Genomic DNA, 14,979 nt, shown 5'->3' on the forward strand with positions numbered 1-14,979 from the left:
CGGGCCCCTTCAGGGCTGAGCGACGCGGAGCGGGCGGCTCAGGAACGGGCGGCGGCGAGGCGGCGGACCACGGCGAGAGCCGTACGCGCGCTCGCCGCGTCGTGGACCCGGAAGACCCGCGCGCCCTGCAGCGCGGAGACCGCGAGTGTCGCCAGGGTGCCGGCGTGCCGTTCCCCGACCGGGAGCCCGCCCAGCGCCTCGCCCACGAAGTCCTTGTTGGAGACGGCGACGAGCACCGGCCAGCCCGTGGCGGTCATCTCGCCGAGCCGCCTGCTGACCTCCAGCGAGTGCCAGGTGTTCTTGCCGAAGTCGTGGGCGGGGTCGATGAGGATCGCGTCGCGGCGGACCCCCGCCGCGACCGCCCGCTCCGCGAGAGCCGTCGTGTAGGCGATCACGTCGGCCACCACGTCGCCGTACGCGATGCGGTGCGGCCGGGTGCGCGGCTCCACCCGCCCGGCGTGCGCGCACACCAGGCCGACGCCGTACGCCGCCGCGACCTCCGCGAGGCCGGGGTCCACGCCGCCCCAGGTGTCGTTGAGCAGGTCGGCCCCCGCCTCCGCGACGACCTTGGCGACCTCCGACCGCCAGGTGTCGACGCTGATGATCACTTCGGGGTGCCGCTCGCGTACCGCCGCGACGACGTCGGCCACCCGGCGGATCTCCTCGGCCGGGTCGACGTCCGTGCCGGGACCCGCCTTGACGCCGCCGATGTCCACGATGTCCGCCCCGTCCGCGATGAGGCGGGAGGCGGCGTCCACGGCGGCGGAGAAGGCGTAGGTCGACCCCCTGTCGTAGAACGAGTCGGGAGTCCTGTTGACCACGGCCATCACCGCGAAGTCGCCGGGACCGAAGGCACGGCCGCGCAGGCGCAGTACGGATGGCGGGCCGGGCACCGCGGCGGGTTTCGGCGAGTTCGGCATCGCCGTCACCCTACTAAACCGGCTCCCCGGGTTCCGCTCCGGCGCCGGGCGGCGGAGGCGCGGTCCGCGCGCCCTCTGTTCGGAAAGAGTGGAACGATCCAAACAAAGGAAGAGGCGCGGTCACGCCGCCGAGCCGCCCTCGGCCAGGGCGAGGAAGTCCTGCGCCATCGCGGGCAGCCGCCGCCGCGCGTGCACCACCGCGATGATCTTACGCAGCGACGGGTCGAGCGAGCGGACCACCAGTCCGGCCCTGACCGCCTGCTCGGCCATGCCCCGGTACCACAGCAGCGAGGCCCGGCCCTCCCGTACGGCGCGGAGCCAGCCGCGGCGTTCGTCGGACTCGACGGCCGGGATCGGGCGAACCCCGTGTGTGGCGAAGATCTGGTCGAACTCCCTGCGGCGCGGGCTGCCGGGAGCGGGCAGCACCAGCCGCATGCCGTTCAGCCGCGTCACGGGGAGGGGATCGGGCAGGTCGAGGCCGGGCGGGGAGATCAGCACGATCTCCTGGCGTTCCAGGGGATGGCTCACCAGGTCGGTGGGCACCGGAAGGTCGGTCAGGCCGAGGTCGGCACGCTGTTCGCGGACCGCGCTGACCACCGCCTCCCGGCCCTCGCACCGCACGATCTGCACTCGTATCCCGGGGTGCTCGGCGGCGTACGCGGGCAATAGGCGCCCGGCGAGGCCGGGCTCCAGGCTCGGAGTGGACGCGATCCGTAACTCGGCCCCGGAGGAGTGGCCCTGGGTCGCGAACGCCTCGATCTCGGCCACCGCGTCGAGGGCCTCGCGAGCCAGCTTCACGACCCGGCGGCCCTGGGCCGTCACGACGACCCCACGGCCGGAACGCGCGAAAAGCGTCATTCCGAGTTCACGTTCCAGGTCGCGAATCGCGCGCGACAGAGCGGGCTGCGCGATATAGAGCGATCGGGCGGCATCGGTCATGGTGCGGTGCTCCGCAGTGGCGACCACGTAACGGAGCTGCTGCAGATTCATGCCAAAAACGCTAGGGCAGACGAGCCCGGCGATTCCGGAACATCGCAGAGATCACGTCGGCCGATTACGGATTGTGCCCGGTATCTGCTACATCCGTGATGGATGAGAAACGAGTATCCTTCTGCCCCAAATCCACGAAGGGGGCAAAGTCGTGGCGCAGCAGTACCCTCCCCAGCAGCCGCCCGGGGGGTCTTCTCCCTATTCAGGGCCGCCTTCGGGCCCGCCTTCAGGGTCGCAACCGGAGGAATCGGCCGGTTGGACCCCCGGACCGGAATCCGGGGCACAAATCGGCGCGGCTTACCCGAACGGGGGTTGGACCGGGCCAACCGGAACGGGTGATTGGGACGGCCCACAGCCCTATGGCATTCCCTTTCCGGAAAGCGGACGGCATCCGGAAGGCGGACAGGGCAACGGCATTCCCTATCCGGAGGGCGGACCGCTTCAGGGCGTCGCCTATCCGCCGGGCGCCCATCCTCCGCCCGGCCCGTACGGCGGTCACCCGCAGGCCGCCCCATACGGCGGCCCGCCCCAGGGCGCCCCCTATCCACCCGTTCCGCAGCCCCCGGCCTCCGGCGGGTTTCCTCCGAACGGTTCTTTCCCGGCGCCTCCGCGGAACCCGGCCGCGTACGCCCCTCGGCGGAACCCACAGGACCCGGCCGCGCACGCTCCCGGCCAGGATCGGCAGGACCCGGCCGCCGCGCACGCTTACGGTCAGGGTCGGCAGCCCTATGGGAACCCGCCCCCCATGCCGTCCTATCCGCAATCCCCCGCAGCACCGCCGCCGTCACCGCCGCAGAGCGCGGGCCACCATTTAGAGGGCCTACCCCAGGGAGCGCCGCCCCAGGGACAGCCCTACTACCCGGCTCCTCAGGGTGCGCCCTACCCAGCACCTGAGGGCGCGCCGTTCCAGGGACCACCGCAGGCGGCGGCGTTCCCGGCCGCACCGCCGCAGGGACAACAGTTCCACGGGGCGCCGCCGCAGCAAGCGCCCTTCCAGGGGGCGCCACCCCAAGGAGCACCGTTCCAAGGGGCACCACCCCAAGGAGCGCCCTTTCAGGGGGCGCCGCAGCACGCGCCGTTCCAGGCGGCTCCGCCTCAGCAGGCACCCCCGCCTCCGCCGGGACCGCAACGGGCGCCGCAGCCTCCGCCGCCTCCGCGTGGGCCCGCCGCCCCCTACCCGCCGCCCGCGTGGCGTCCGCCCCGTCGCCGGTCGTCCGGGGGAGCGGTGATCGTCGCGCTGATGGGCATGCTCGCGCTCGTGTTCGTGCTGGTCGTGGTCGCGAGCGCGATGGCGCGCGTCTCGCGCGCCGAGGACCCGGTCTCCCCGATCGCGCTGCCCACCTACAGCCTTCCCCCGCTCCCTTCGCGGGAGCCCCGGGAGGACGACACCGCGGCGCCGGCCAGGCCCTCCGCCAGGCCGACGTCCCAGGCCACGAGGCGTCCGACGACGCCCACGCTGAACCGTACGGCCAAGAGCAACAGTCTCTACCGCGCCGGTTCGCCGGCCAGGACGAACTGCCCGGCCGGGAACGCCAGCATCTACAACCACGCCCAGTTCAAGGCCCTGATCCTGAAGACGGGAAGGTGCATGGGCAACGCCTGGGCGCCGGCACTCACCCGGGCGGGCATCCCCTGGACTCCCCCGCATTACATGATCGCGGCCCGAAAGGGCAGGGGCGCCTGCGGCGACTACCCCTCTCCGGGCAGCAACGTGCCCTACTACTGCCCGAGCAACAGCACGATCTACGCGTCCACCTCGGCGATGGCCCGGGAGTACGGCCCGCTCGGCTCCTGGAACGGGATCATCATCAGCATGATGGCCCACGAGTACGGACATCACCTCCAGAACGTGTCGGGCATCTCCGACTCCTGGTGGCAGCAGACGGTCAACTCAAGCTCCCGCAGCGGCAAGATGGCCCTCAGCCGGCGGCACGAACTGCAGGCGACCTGTTTCGGCGGCATGTTCATGCGGTCGGTCGCCGCGACCTATCCCATCGACGGCACCCGGCGCAACACGCTCCTGTGGGCCTACAGCCATCTGGGCGACCCGCCGGGAGGGCCGCGCGACCACGGGAACACGCGCAGCAACGCCGCCTGGTTCCGTCAGGGCTACACCCGGCCGATGGCCTACCAGTGCAATACCTGGGTAGTCGGCTCCGCGTCCGTCTCCTGACGGTCGACCCCGACTCCTATCTCCAGGTTTACGTCTACCTTGTCCGGATATGGTGGTTAGAATCCCTAGCCAAGCCACGGAGGAAAGAGCGGTGAGCCATGCGCGGCGGGGGTCCCGCTGACGCGGCCGGGGGTTCCCGGAAGCGTCGGCGCGAAGGTCAGCGTGGCGGGAACGGGGAGCGCGGCAAAACTCCCGGCCCGCCGCCTTCACGCGACGAGGCCACCGGCTCGTCGCGACCGCGCGAGGGCTCCCCCGGCCCCTCGCGAGCGCGTGCCGAGGCCTCCGGCTCCTCTGCCACTCCCGGCCCCTCGGCGGCACCCGGCGAAGCCCCTCACGGCTCCCCTGGGGCAGCGCATGAGGATCTCCACGACGCGACCATCCCGAGAAGACTCAGGAACGAGGCCTTCCCTGGCTCCCCGCCGGGCCCTCCGTCAGGCTCCCAGGCGGCCCGGGCGGAGTCCCGGGACGACACGGTGCCAGGGACCCGGGACGAGCCCTCCGGAAACCCTCAGGCCCCGGCAGAGCCCAAGGCTCCCCGACCCTACGGAGCCCCGGGCGGTTCCCACCCGGCCCCGAGGCCGCGCGGCGGAGCGCCGCGCTTCGGGCCGCCGCTGACCCCCGCCTCCCTCATCGGCTGGACCGCGCTCTCGGCCTTCGTACCCGGCGCGGCCCACCTGCGGGCGGGCAGGCGCCGGACCGGGATCGCCCTGCTCGTGACGTTCGGCGCCGCCCTCGCCGCCCTGGCGGTCGTGGCCTGGCGGCTGGTGGGGAACGCGGGCGCGGTGGTGCGCCCCAGCACGCTCACGGCCATCATGGTGGGCGCGGCCGTCTGCGCGCTCGCCTGGTTCGCGCTGGTGGTCCTGTCCTTCGTGGCGCTCCGCCCGCAGCGGCTGTCGCAGACCGGGCAGGTGGTGGCGGGGATCGTCGCCGGCGTGCTGTGCGTGTCGGTGATGGCGCCGTTCGCGGTCACCGCGGGCTACATCAGGACCGCGAGCCAGACCCTCGACGCGGTGATGGCCCCGGTCGAGGGCACGACCCCCTCCCCCATCCGGGCCGAGGACCCCTGGGACGGCCGCAAGCGCGTCAACTTCCTGCTGGTCGGCGGGGACGCCGCGGGCAACCGGGTCGGGGTGCGCACCGACTCGATGACCGTGGCGAGCGTGAACGTCGCGACCGGCAACACCGTCCTGTTCAGCCTGCCGCGCAACCTGCAGTACGTCCGCTTCCCCGCGAGCAGTCCCCTGCACAAGGTGTTCCCCGACGGCTTCAACATCGAAGGAGAGGGCCTGCTCAACTCGGTCTGGTACTACGCCGACAACAACCCGCAGGTCATGGGGGGCAAGAACCGGGGCGCGCAGGCGCTGAAGGACGCCATCGGCTACACGCTCGGCCTGCACATCGACTACTACGCGATGGTCGACATGTTCGGCTTCGCGGCCATGATCGACGCCCTGGGCGGCCTCGACATCCGGGTCGAGCGGGACATCAAGTGGGGCGGCCACTTCGGCACGGCCGGGACCATCAGGGCCGGCTACCGGAGGCTGAGCGGCGAGGAGGTGCTCTGGTACGGCCGTTCCCGGGTCGACAGCGACGACTTCGCCCGGATGTCCCGCCAGCGGTGCGTCATCGGCGCGCTCGCCCAGCAGGCGACCCCGTCCAAGGTCCTCGCGAACTTCACCAGGATCGCCGCCGCGGCCCGCCACATGTTCCGCACCGACATCCCCCGCGACCTGCTGGAGCACCTCGTGCCGCTCGGCATGAAGGTGCGCAGCGCCAAGATCACCAGCCTCCAGTTCGTGCCGCCGCTCATTCACACCGGCAACCCGGACTGGGACAAGATCAGGGAGCTCACGAAGAAGGCGATCCGCGAGTCCATGGCCGACCAGGTTCCCATCGCGGCGACGGCCTCCCCCATGGTCACCGCCGGCGCCTCCGGCACGGCCTCCGCGTCCACCTCCGGTTCGCCCGGCGCGTCCCCCTCGTCCGCCACCTCGTCCACCCCGTCCCCGTCCCGTACGCCGATCGTGGCCGACGCGGGCGGCAGGAAGACCCCCACCCCGAACGACAAGGCCGCCAAGACCCTCGCCGAGCTGTGCGGCTTCTGACCGCGCACCGCTGAGGATTTCCCGCGAAGCCGTGGACGGCGCCGACGGTATGCAGCAGGGTTGTCACGTAACGTATCCACCCCGTCACGAAGTGGAACCGTCGTGCGCGTACTCATCCAGTTGCGTCCGTCCCCCGATGTGGTCGCCGCCGTCGCCGACCCGTCGGTCCCGTCCTCGGCCTCCGACGTGGCCGACGATCTGCCCGGGATCGTCATCGACCACTCGTACGCCCCGGTGGCCGTGCCCCATCCGATGCCCGCGGTCCCCGGCGGGGACCCGCTGTCGCTCAACCAGCCCCTGATCTTCTCCATGGCGCCGCAGGACGCCTCCGTCGTGGTCCGCGGGGAGATCGCCGACGACGAGCTGACCAGCAGGATCGCACTGCTGCCCGCGACCCGCCGCGACGTGGTCGCGGTGTACGCCGACCCGGCCATCGAGACCACGCTCACCTGCGCCGGCGACCCTCCCGTGGGCGACTGGCACGACGTCGAGCGGCTGCTGTGCCTGCCCGATCTCGCGGCCGAGGGCCTGGACGGCTCCGGCGTCCCCCTCGCGGTCATCGACACGGGCATCAACGCGGCGTACGTCTCCGCGGCGCGCGGCCGGGAGGTCACCGTCGATCACGAACGCAGCTGGAACCCCAAGAGCGTCTCCGGAACGCCGGGGGACTTCGCGGTCGACCACGGCTCGATGTGCGCCTTCGACGCGCTCATCGCCGCGCCGAAGGCGTCTCTCGTCGACGTGCCCGTGCTGCTGTCGCGGCGGCAGGGCGGTTCGACGCTCGACGGCCTGCTGTCCGACGCGATCGCCGCGTACGCGCACCTGCGCGAGGTCCTCGACGCCCAGCCGGCCGGGTCCCGGGCGCTCGTCGTGACCAACAGCTGGGGATCGTTCTCGCCGCGCTGGGACTTCCCGCCCGGCCATCCCGGCAACTACTCCGACAACCCCGCCCATCCGTTCAACCTGATCGTCGGCAGCCTGGCCGAGGCGGGGGCGGACATCCTGTTCGCCGCGGGCAACTGCGGCACGCAGTGCCGCGACAGCAGGTGCGCCTACCCGGACCGGCCCATCGTCGGGGCCAACTCGCACCCGCGCGCCCTGTCCATCGGCGGGATCGACACGGGCGGGACGCGCGTCGGCTACTCCTCCCAAGGCCCCGGGCGGCTGGCCGCGCGCAAGCCGGATCTGTGCGCCTACACCCACTTCACCGGTTCCCGCGCGCTCGGCGACACCGAGCCCGACTCCGGCACCTCGGCGGCCTGCCCCGTCGCGGCGGGGCTGGTCGCCGCCGTCCGCACCCGGTGGCCGTCGTCCACGCTCTCACCGGCCCAGCTCAGGACCCTGCTGCGGCGGACGGCCGACGACCGCAGTGCCGTAGGGTATGACCACGACTACGGGTACGGCGTGGTCGACGCCGCCGGCGTCATCGCCGCGCTGCGCCGCCGGGCGGCCAAGGCCGCCTGAGAGCCGCCGCGTGGTCCCGGCCGGGCGGCGTCGTAAACGACAGGGGAAGGCGGACCCGTGGCCGATGTGCTGATCACCGTGCGACTGCCCGCACCCGCGACCCTGGAGTCGGCCATGCGGCATCTCGACCTCGCCGAGGACGAGGTCGACACCGCGTACGGGCTGGTGCCGGTCGACCCCCGCAGGAACCTGTACGTCCTGCGGGTGACGGAGAGCGCGGGACGGCGCGTGGGCGACACCGGCGCCGGACCGCGCGGCGGGGACCGTCCACGTGCGGACGGCGGGCCGTACTCCGATCCGCCGATCGAGCCGTACGGCCCGCCGCGATGACCGGCACCGTCTGGATCGTGTCGGGGCCGCCGGGGGCGGGCAAGTCGACGGTCTGCGATCTGCTGCTGGCCCGCCTCGACCCGGTCCCCGCCCTGCTCGACAAGGACACGATGTACGGCGGCTTCGTCGGGGCGACCCTCGCCGCGTACGGCAGGCCGCCGGGCGAGCGCGAAGGGCCGTGGTACGACGAGCACGTCAAGCGGTTCGAGTACGACGGGATGACGGCGACCGCCCGGGAGATCCGGTCCCACGGCTGCCCGGTCATGCTGGGCGGCCCGTTCACCTCCCAGGTGCACGACACGGCGCACTGGCACGCGTGGGTGGAGGCCCTGGGCGGCCCGGAGGTGCGCCTTCTCTGGATCCGCTCCGACGGCCCCACGCTGCGCGAACGGCTGGTGCGCCGGGGCCTCGCCAGGGACGGGCGGAAGCTGGAGAGGTTCGCCGACTACCTGCGTGCCATCCGGGTCGACGAACCGCCCGCCGTGCCGTACGACGAGATCGACAACCGCCTCGGCGCGCCCCCGCTGGAGGCCCAGATCGACCGGCTCCTGGTGAGAGGGTAAGCGGCGTCCTCACCCGTTCCCGAGCGACGCTCCCGGGTGCCGGCGGTGCGTCACGTGTCGGCGGTGATCGTTCCAGGGACGGCTTGGAACGCCTGGATCACGAGCGCGGCGAAGCGCCTGGACGCCGCGATCCGGACGGCCTCCGACGTCGCGTGGATGCCCCGGTGGGCGGAGAGCATGAGGATCAGGTCGTCCAGGACGAAGTCGGCGCGCAGGTGACCGGTCTTCTTGGCGCGGCGGGCGAGTCCGGCGATCGCGTTCAGCGTGCGTTCACGGCCCGCCGCGAGATCCACCTGACCGGGATAGGCCGCCATGAAGGCGTCCGTGAAGCCTCGGTTGCGTGCGTGCAGGTCACAGATCCTCTCGACGACGAGGCGGAAGCCGCGCCACGCGTCCGGGTCGGCACTCCCCTCGTCGACGATGGCGTGGCAGGCGCGCATCTCGTCCTCGAACGCCTCGGTGACCAGCGCCTGCTTCGTCGGGAAACGGCGATACAGGGTGGCGGGGCCGACTCCGGCGCGCCGGGCGATCTCCCGCATCGGGACGTCCAGGCCTTCTGCGGCGAACAGCGCGCGAGCCGCGCCGAGGATGCGCTCACGGTTGTCCAGGGCGTCGGAACGCAGGATGTGAGGCGGAGGGTCGGTCACCGCTCTCACTTTAGTCAAGTGGACGGTGGCGTCCGTTACGGTCCGAGAGCACGGACGCCGCCGCGCGTCGTGGAGCATTCCCAGCATCCGGCCGGTACCGGCCCATCCCAGAAGGTGGAGACGACAGTGTTGGCAGTCGCGATCCGGGAGTTCGGAAGTCCAGAAGGCCTGGCGCTCATCGACCGGACGGCCCCGGCTCCCGCCGCCGGGCAGGTGCTGATCGCCACGGAGGCGATCGGCGTCGGCGGCGTCGACGCCATGATCCGGAGTGGCGCCCTGGCCGCCTACGGCTTCGAGAAGGGCCACATCCCCGGCAGCGAGGTGGCGGGCACCGTGATCGCCGTGGGCGACGACGTCGACACCTCGTGGATCGGCCGGCGGGTGTGGGCGTTCACCGGGCTGGGCGGCGGCTACGCCGAGCAGGCGATCGCCTCGGTCGAGGAGATCGTCCCCCTCCCCGCCGGCCTGTCCGCCGTCGACGCGGTGACGCTCGGCAGCTCCGGAGTGGTGGCCCACTTCGGCCTCTCCCATGCCCGCTTCGCGCCCGGCGAGTCGGTGCTGGTGCGCGGCGCGGCCGGCAGCATCGGGATCGCGACGGTCCAGCTCGCGGCGCGCGGCGGCGCCGGCGCGGTGGCGGTCACGACCTCGTCGCTCCAGCGCGGCGAGCGCCTGCGCGCGCTCGGCGCGACCCACGTGCTGGACCGCTCCGGCGACGGCGGCCGGCACGCTCCCGCCGGCCACGACGTCGTCATCGACGTCGTGGCCGGCCCTGACCTGCCCTCCTTCCTCGCCATGCTCAACCCGAACGGCCGCATGGTCGTCGTCGGCACCGTCGGAGGGCAGCCGCCCGCGGACTTCGGCACGACGCTGATGGCGGCGTTCCGGAAGTCGACGTCCTTCGCCACCTTCAGCGCAGACATCGTGGCCGCACCCGACCGGCGGGCCGTGCGGACCGGGCAGTTCGCCGCCGCGAGCCGCGGCGAGCTGCGCACGGTGGTGCACGAGGTGCTGCCGCTGGAACAGGCCGTGTCGGCGCACTACAAGATGGACGCCGGCGAGGTGTTCGGCAGGATCGTCCTCACCCCGTAGTCCTCACCGTGAAGTCCTCGCGTCGCAGGTCACACGATCTCGTGGCCGTACGCGGCGGCGAGGGGCCCCAGGTCGGGGACGCCGAAGACCGCGCGCATCGACGCGAACACCTCGGCCTTGTCCTCGCCGTACCGGCGGACATGGGCCGCGTAGGCGTCGGCGGTGACGAATCTCGGCGGGTCGGTCTTGCTGTGGAACTTGTCCGCGAACATCACGAGCTCCTCCTCGGCCGACTCCGCGAGGTAGTCGCGGGGCGGCAGCGGCAGCCCCTGTCGCAGCACGTCCTCCCGGCTGATCCCCACACCGGTGTGGTGGGAGCAGAACCGGCACAGGCTCTCGGGCAGGCCCTCCGCGCGGAGCAGTTCGTGACCGAGGAGCCCGTGGCGCACGTAACCCGCGTGGTCGAGCCGTCCGTCCTCGTCGTAGAGCCGGTAGACGCCGATGTCATGTAGGAGGCTTCCGGCCCGCACCAGCTCGGCGTCGACGTCGAGCCCGGCGCGGCCGGCCAGTCGCAGGGCGATCGCGCAGACGATCTCGCAGTGCGTGTGGACGAGGTCGAACGCCTCCTCCGAGGGCGCGTGTCTCTCGTGCAGCGCACGGATCTCGGCGTCCGTCGGAAGCCGCATGCGCGGAGTCCGGCAACCGACGATCATGGGCCCCTGAGACCCCTCCTCAGGAGGGGACGCGGTCGGTGATGGCCTGACGCAGGCCCTGGATCTCCGCGCGCAGGGCGGCCATCTCGGCCAGCACCTCGACGTCCTCCCGGCGCTCGGCTCGGCGTTCCTCCTGGCTCTCCTCCTCCATCGCGCTGACCACGACCGCGATGAAGAGGTTGAGCACAACGAAGGTGCAGACCAGCACGAACACGACGAAGTAGACCCAGGCCGAGGGGTGGGTGTCCATGACCTCGCGGTTGATGTCCGACCAGCCGTCCCCGGTCATGACCTGGAACAGGGTGAACAGCGAGGTCGGCAGGTCGCCGAAGTATTCGGGTGCGGAGGCGCCGTACAGCTTGGTGCCCATGACCGCGGCGACGTACAGCACGAGGCCGAGCAGGACCACGATCGAGGTCATCCCGGGGATGGCGGTGAGCAGCGCGGAGACCACCCGCCGCAGTGACGGCACCACCGAGATCAGCCGCAGCGCCCGCAGCACGCGCAGGGCCCGGAGCACCGACAGCCCGCCCGCGGTGGGAAGGAACGAGACGCCGATGATCAGCGTGTCGAAGACGTTCCAGGGGTCGCGGAGGAAGCGCCACCGGTAGACGTAGGCCTTGGCGAGGATCTCCGCGACGAAGACGTAGAGCGCGGCGTGGTCGGCGACGTGCAGCACAGTGCCGTAGCGGGCGACCGCCTCGGCAGAGGTCTCGACGCCCAGCGTGGCCGCGTTGATCAGGATCACCACGGTGATCGCCTGCTGGAACCGCGGCGACTCGATCACCCGGCGGACACGTTCACGCACGAAGGACTCCTGGGGGAGGGAAGATCGCCACAGAGCCTAGTGCCACCGGCCGACATCTCCGTCTCCGCGCGGCACGCCCGGGCCGGGACGCTCTCGTGGTCGCGTGCCGGTGCCGGTGCCGGCGTACGGAAGAGCTCGGCGGCCACGATGAAGGTCACGTCCACGCATGGTGGACGGAGAGGACGGAGACGGATGACCCGTCGCGGAGCCCTGCTCCTGGCGGCCGTGCCACCCCTCGGCGCGTGCGCCGCCCCGGCGATCGACGCGGTCCCTCACCGACCCGCCGCCGGTCCGGCACAGGCGGCCGTGGAACCAGGCGACGGCTCATCGGAGCTTGTCACCTGCGCGGGGCGACGCGCCAGACGGTGTCGCCCGCGTCGTCGGCGACCAGGAGGCCTCCCGCCTTGTCGAGGGCGACTCCGACGGGGCGTCCATAGGTCGTGCTGTCGCCGGGGCCGGGCTTGAAGCCGGTGAGGAAGTCCCGCGGCCTGCCGCTGGGCATGCCATGGGCGAACGGCACGTAGACGACCTTGTATCCGACGGGGTCTCCGCGGTTCCAGGACCCGTGCTCACCGATGAAAGCGCCGCCCCGGTAGGCCGGGGGAAACGAGGTGCCCGTGGAGAAGGCGAGCCCCAGGGGAGCGGTATGGGCACCCAGTGAGTAGTCCGGTCGCGACGCCCTGGCGACCAGGTCAGGGCGCGCGGGCGTGACCCGGTCGTCGACGTGGTGACCCCAGTAGCTCCACGGCCAGCCGTAGAAGTCGCCGTCGCGGACTCTCGTCAGGTAGTCGGGGGACACGTCGTCGCCGAGGACGTCGCGTTCGTTGACGACCGCCCAGAGCGTGCCGGTGGCCGGTTCGAGGCCGAGACCGTTGGGGTTCCTGATCCCGGACGCGTAGACGCGTGCGCCGCCTCCGCCGGGATCGACCTGGAGCACGGCGGCGCGCCCGCGCTCGGCCTCCAGGCCGTGTTCGCCCGCGTTGCTCCCCGACCCGACCGTGACGTAGAGCTTGGAGCCGTCTGCGGCGGCGAACAGGTTGCGGGTCCAGTGGTTGTTGTATCCGCCGGCCGGCAGATCGAGGATCTTCTCTCCCGGAGCGGTGACCCGGGTGTCGCCGAGCCTGTACGGGAAGCGCCACACGCCGTCGGTGTTTGCGACGTAGAACACGGCCTCGGTGCCCGGCGGAGCGTCAGGTTCGACGGCGTACGGCGGCACCGCCCTCAGCAGGGCCATGCCGAACGGCTGGTTGAGGTGATCCAGGAACGTGCCGCGGAAATCTGCGACGCCGTCGCCGTCGGTGTCCCGCAGCAAGGTGATCCGGTTCGCGCTCCGTTGCCGCGTCGCGCCGTCGTTGCGGCGCAGCCAGGACAGCACGCCCATCACGATCGACTCGGCGGGCTTCGGCGAGGTGGCGGATTCGGCGACGAGCACGTCGCCGCCGGGAAGCAGGTAGAGCCAGCGGGGGTGGTCCAGCCCGCCCGCGAACCGGGTGACGGTGAAACCCTCGGGCGCGGTGGGCGTCACGCCGGCGGGCCAGCCCACGACGTCGGGCGCCTCGACCTTAGGGACGGGGAACGTGTCCGGCTCCTCGAGCCGGGGATCCGCCCCGAGGCGCGCCTCCGTCTGAGACGGGCCGCCCCGTCCGACGGCGGCGAAGACCCCCACCGTCGCGAGGACGGCGAGCAGGACCAGCGCGAGGAGGGCGCGGACCGCGATCCGCGCCAACCGGCGGCGCCTCACCTCCGGGGACATCTCGCACCTCCCGGCGACGGCGGAGAGATCGGCGAGGACGTACGGCCCGGCGGCCGGCGAAGCGGCTGAACCGGAGGATCCGCGTGTTCCACGGCATGACCTTTCGACGGCGGTCTCACGACGACTCCCACCGTGGTGGATCAGCGGGGTGCGCGGACTCCGTCCATGGGCGCGTCATGGTGGCCGCCCGGCCCGGCCGGCCTCACCTGCTGGGTCGGCCGGACGGGCCACCTCGCGGAGTCGTACCGGCCGTTCGGAGGAGCCGGGCCCGGCGTGCCGGCGGAAGCGTCCGAGATCGGCGCGCGCCGGGGCTCAGCGGGTGGCGGAGTCAGCGGGCGGCGGCGTCGACGGCCTGGGCGGACAGCACGTGGTCGAGGACCATGAGGGCGCAGCCGGTGATCCCGGCGCCCGGCCCGAGGCGGCCGCGCTCGATGCGCAGGCTGCGGGTGGCGAGCTGGGTGGAACGCCGGTAGACGATCTCGCGTACGCCCGACACCAGCGGCTGGAACATCTCGGCGACGTCGCCGCCGAGGACCACGACGGCGGGGTTGAGCAGGTTGACCGCGCCGGAGATGACCTCGCCCAGCCAGCGGCCCGCCTGCCGTACGACGGCCATGGTCTCGGCGTCGCCGGCCCGCACCAGGGCGGTCACGTCGGCGAGGGACGCGACGTCGCGGCCCTTGGCGCGCAGGTCGCGCAGGATCGCGGTGCCGCTGGCCACCGAGTCGACACAGTCGAGGTTGCCGCAGCGGCACAGCACGCCGCCGCCGTCCCGCACCGGGATGTGCCCGATCTCTCCGGCCGCGCCGAGCGCGCCCCGCAGGATGCCGCCGCCGGAGATCACTCCCGCGCCGATCCGGGTGGAGACCTTGACGAACAACAGGTCGTCGAGCTCGGCGGCGTAGACGCTCCGGTGCTCGCCCATCGCGATGACGTTCACGTCGTTGTCGACGAGCACCGGCACGCCGAACCGCTCGGCGATGACGGGCGGGATCACCACGCCGGTCCAGCTCGCCATGACGCGGGCGCTTTCGACCCGTCCCGCCGCGAACTCCACGGTGGCCGGGACGCCGAGGCCGATGCCGGCCACGTCGCCGCGGCCGTCCAGCAGCTTCTCCCAGGTGTCCATGAGCAGGGGGAGCACGACGCCGGGGCCCTCCTCGACGTCGATGTCGATGTCGGTGCGGTGCAGCACCTCCCCCGCGAGGTCGCAGATCGCGATCTGGGTGCGGCGGGCGCCGAGCGAGGCCACCGGGACGACTCCCCCGCCGGCGTGGAACCGCAGCCGCATGGGCGGGCGGCCACCGGTGGACGGCCCCTCGGCGTCCTCCACGATCAGCCCGCGCTGGAGCAGGTCGGAGACGCGGTGCGCGACGGCCGGCCGGGACAGGCCGGTAACGCGGCCGATGTCGGCGCGCGTCACCGCCTCCCCGCTGCGGATGAGCTGGAGGACTTCACCAGGAGTGGCTAAACGTGACATCAAG

Annotated in this window: 13 protein-coding genes; 6 read left to right on the forward strand and 7 right to left on the reverse strand. The window is 72.5% G+C overall.

The genetic code is table 11. The annotated features are described in order from the left end of the window. Positions 1-38: 38 nt before the first annotated feature. Together folP and HHX33_RS15360 are read right to left on the reverse strand one after the other, a co-directional pair. Positions 39-920, reverse strand: a complete 882-nt coding sequence (gene folP / locus HHX33_RS15355; protein WP_182875192.1) for a dihydropteroate synthase — start codon at positions 918-920, stop codon at positions 39-41. 120 nt (positions 921-1,040) lie between these two features. After that, positions 1,041-1,910, reverse strand: coding sequence for a LysR family transcriptional regulator (locus HHX33_RS15360; protein ID WP_111697233.1), 870 nt, complete (start codon positions 1,908-1,910; stop codon positions 1,041-1,043). Positions 1,911-3,135: 1,225 nt separating this feature from the next. Between HHX33_RS15360 and HHX33_RS36050 the strand changes: the two genes are divergently transcribed. From HHX33_RS36050 to HHX33_RS15385, 5 genes are all read left to right on the forward strand, one after another. After that, positions 3,136-4,083: a neutral zinc metallopeptidase gene (locus tag HHX33_RS36050; RefSeq protein ID WP_310741388.1), complete on the forward strand. Its 948-nt coding sequence runs from the start codon at positions 3,136-3,138 to the stop codon at positions 4,081-4,083. 473 nt (positions 4,084-4,556) lie between these two features. Next, a complete protein-coding gene (locus HHX33_RS37215) occupies positions 4,557-6,188 on the forward strand; it encodes an LCP family protein (RefSeq protein ID WP_182875194.1) in 1,632 nt (543 codons plus the stop codon). A 102-nt stretch (positions 6,189-6,290) separates the two neighbouring features. After that, on the forward strand, positions 6,291-7,652 hold the full coding sequence (locus HHX33_RS15375) for a S8 family peptidase (protein ID WP_182875195.1): 1,362 nt from the start codon (positions 6,291-6,293) through the stop codon (positions 7,650-7,652). Positions 7,653-7,709: 57 nt separating this feature from the next. Further along, on the forward strand, positions 7,710-7,982 hold the full coding sequence (locus HHX33_RS15380; protein ID WP_307801173.1) for a hypothetical protein: 273 nt from the start codon (positions 7,710-7,712) through the stop codon (positions 7,980-7,982). Continuing rightward, on the forward strand, positions 7,979-8,545 hold the full coding sequence (locus HHX33_RS15385; RefSeq protein ID WP_182875196.1) for an AAA family ATPase: 567 nt from the start codon (positions 7,979-7,981) through the stop codon (positions 8,543-8,545). The genes HHX33_RS15380 and HHX33_RS15385 overlap by 4 nt, the downstream gene beginning before the upstream one ends. A 50-nt stretch (positions 8,546-8,595) precedes the next feature. Here HHX33_RS15385 and HHX33_RS15390 read toward each other — a convergent pair whose 3' ends face one another. Beyond that, on the reverse strand, positions 8,596-9,192 hold the full coding sequence (locus tag HHX33_RS15390) for a helix-turn-helix domain-containing protein (RefSeq protein WP_310741389.1): 597 nt from the start codon (positions 9,190-9,192) through the stop codon (positions 8,596-8,598). Between the two features lie 126 nt (positions 9,193-9,318). Here HHX33_RS15390 and HHX33_RS15395 point away from each other — a divergent pair, with 126 nt between their 5' ends. Further along, on the forward strand, positions 9,319-10,281 hold the full coding sequence (locus HHX33_RS15395) for a zinc-binding dehydrogenase (RefSeq protein WP_182875198.1): 963 nt from the start codon (positions 9,319-9,321) through the stop codon (positions 10,279-10,281). Between the two features lie 29 nt (positions 10,282-10,310). Here the strand turns inward: HHX33_RS15395 and HHX33_RS15400 are convergent, their stop codons facing one another. The 4 genes from HHX33_RS15400 to HHX33_RS15415 all read right to left on the reverse strand — a co-directional run bounded on the left by HHX33_RS15400 (position 10,311) and on the right by HHX33_RS15415 (position 14,975). Beyond that, positions 10,311-10,907, reverse strand: coding sequence for an HD domain-containing protein (locus HHX33_RS15400; RefSeq protein WP_182875199.1), 597 nt, complete (start codon positions 10,905-10,907; stop codon positions 10,311-10,313). Between the two features lie 46 nt (positions 10,908-10,953). After that, on the reverse strand, positions 10,954-11,742 hold the full coding sequence (locus tag HHX33_RS15405) for an ion transporter (protein ID WP_182875200.1): 789 nt from the start codon (positions 11,740-11,742) through the stop codon (positions 10,954-10,956). A gap of 337 nt (positions 11,743-12,079) precedes the next feature. Then, positions 12,080-13,495, reverse strand: coding sequence for a PQQ-dependent sugar dehydrogenase (locus HHX33_RS15410; RefSeq protein WP_182875201.1), 1,416 nt, complete (start codon positions 13,493-13,495; stop codon positions 12,080-12,082). Between the two features lie 328 nt (positions 13,496-13,823). Continuing rightward, a complete protein-coding gene (locus HHX33_RS15415; RefSeq protein ID WP_182875202.1) occupies positions 13,824-14,975 on the reverse strand; it encodes an ROK family transcriptional regulator in 1,152 nt (383 codons plus the stop codon). Between the last annotated feature and the right edge of the window lie 4 nt (positions 14,976-14,979).

Source organism: Microbispora sp. H10670 (assembly GCF_014161385.1).
GTDB lineage: Bacteria > Actinomycetota > Actinomycetes > Streptosporangiales > Streptosporangiaceae > Microbispora > Microbispora triticiradicis.

Excerpts from the sequence above, each read along its gene's own strand:
- folP (WP_182875192.1), bottom strand. The coding sequence starts at position 920 with ATGCCGAACTCGCCGAAACCCGCCGCGGTGCCCGGCCCGCCATCCGTA.
- HHX33_RS15385 (WP_182875196.1), top strand. The coding sequence starts at position 7,979 with ATGACCGGCACCGTCTGGATCGTGTCGGGGCCGCCGGGGGCGGGCAAG.
- HHX33_RS15415 (WP_182875202.1), bottom strand. The coding sequence starts at position 14,975 with ATGTCACGTTTAGCCACTCCTGGTGAAGTCCTCCAGCTCATCCGCAGC.
- HHX33_RS15400 (WP_182875199.1), bottom strand. The coding sequence starts at position 10,907 with ATGCGGCTTCCGACGGACGCCGAGATCCGTGCGCTGCACGAGAGACAC.
- HHX33_RS15410 (WP_182875201.1), bottom strand. The coding sequence starts at position 13,495 with ATGTCCCCGGAGGTGAGGCGCCGCCGGTTGGCGCGGATCGCGGTCCGC.
- HHX33_RS15360 (WP_111697233.1), bottom strand. The coding sequence starts at position 1,910 with ATGAATCTGCAGCAGCTCCGTTACGTGGTCGCCACTGCGGAGCACCGC.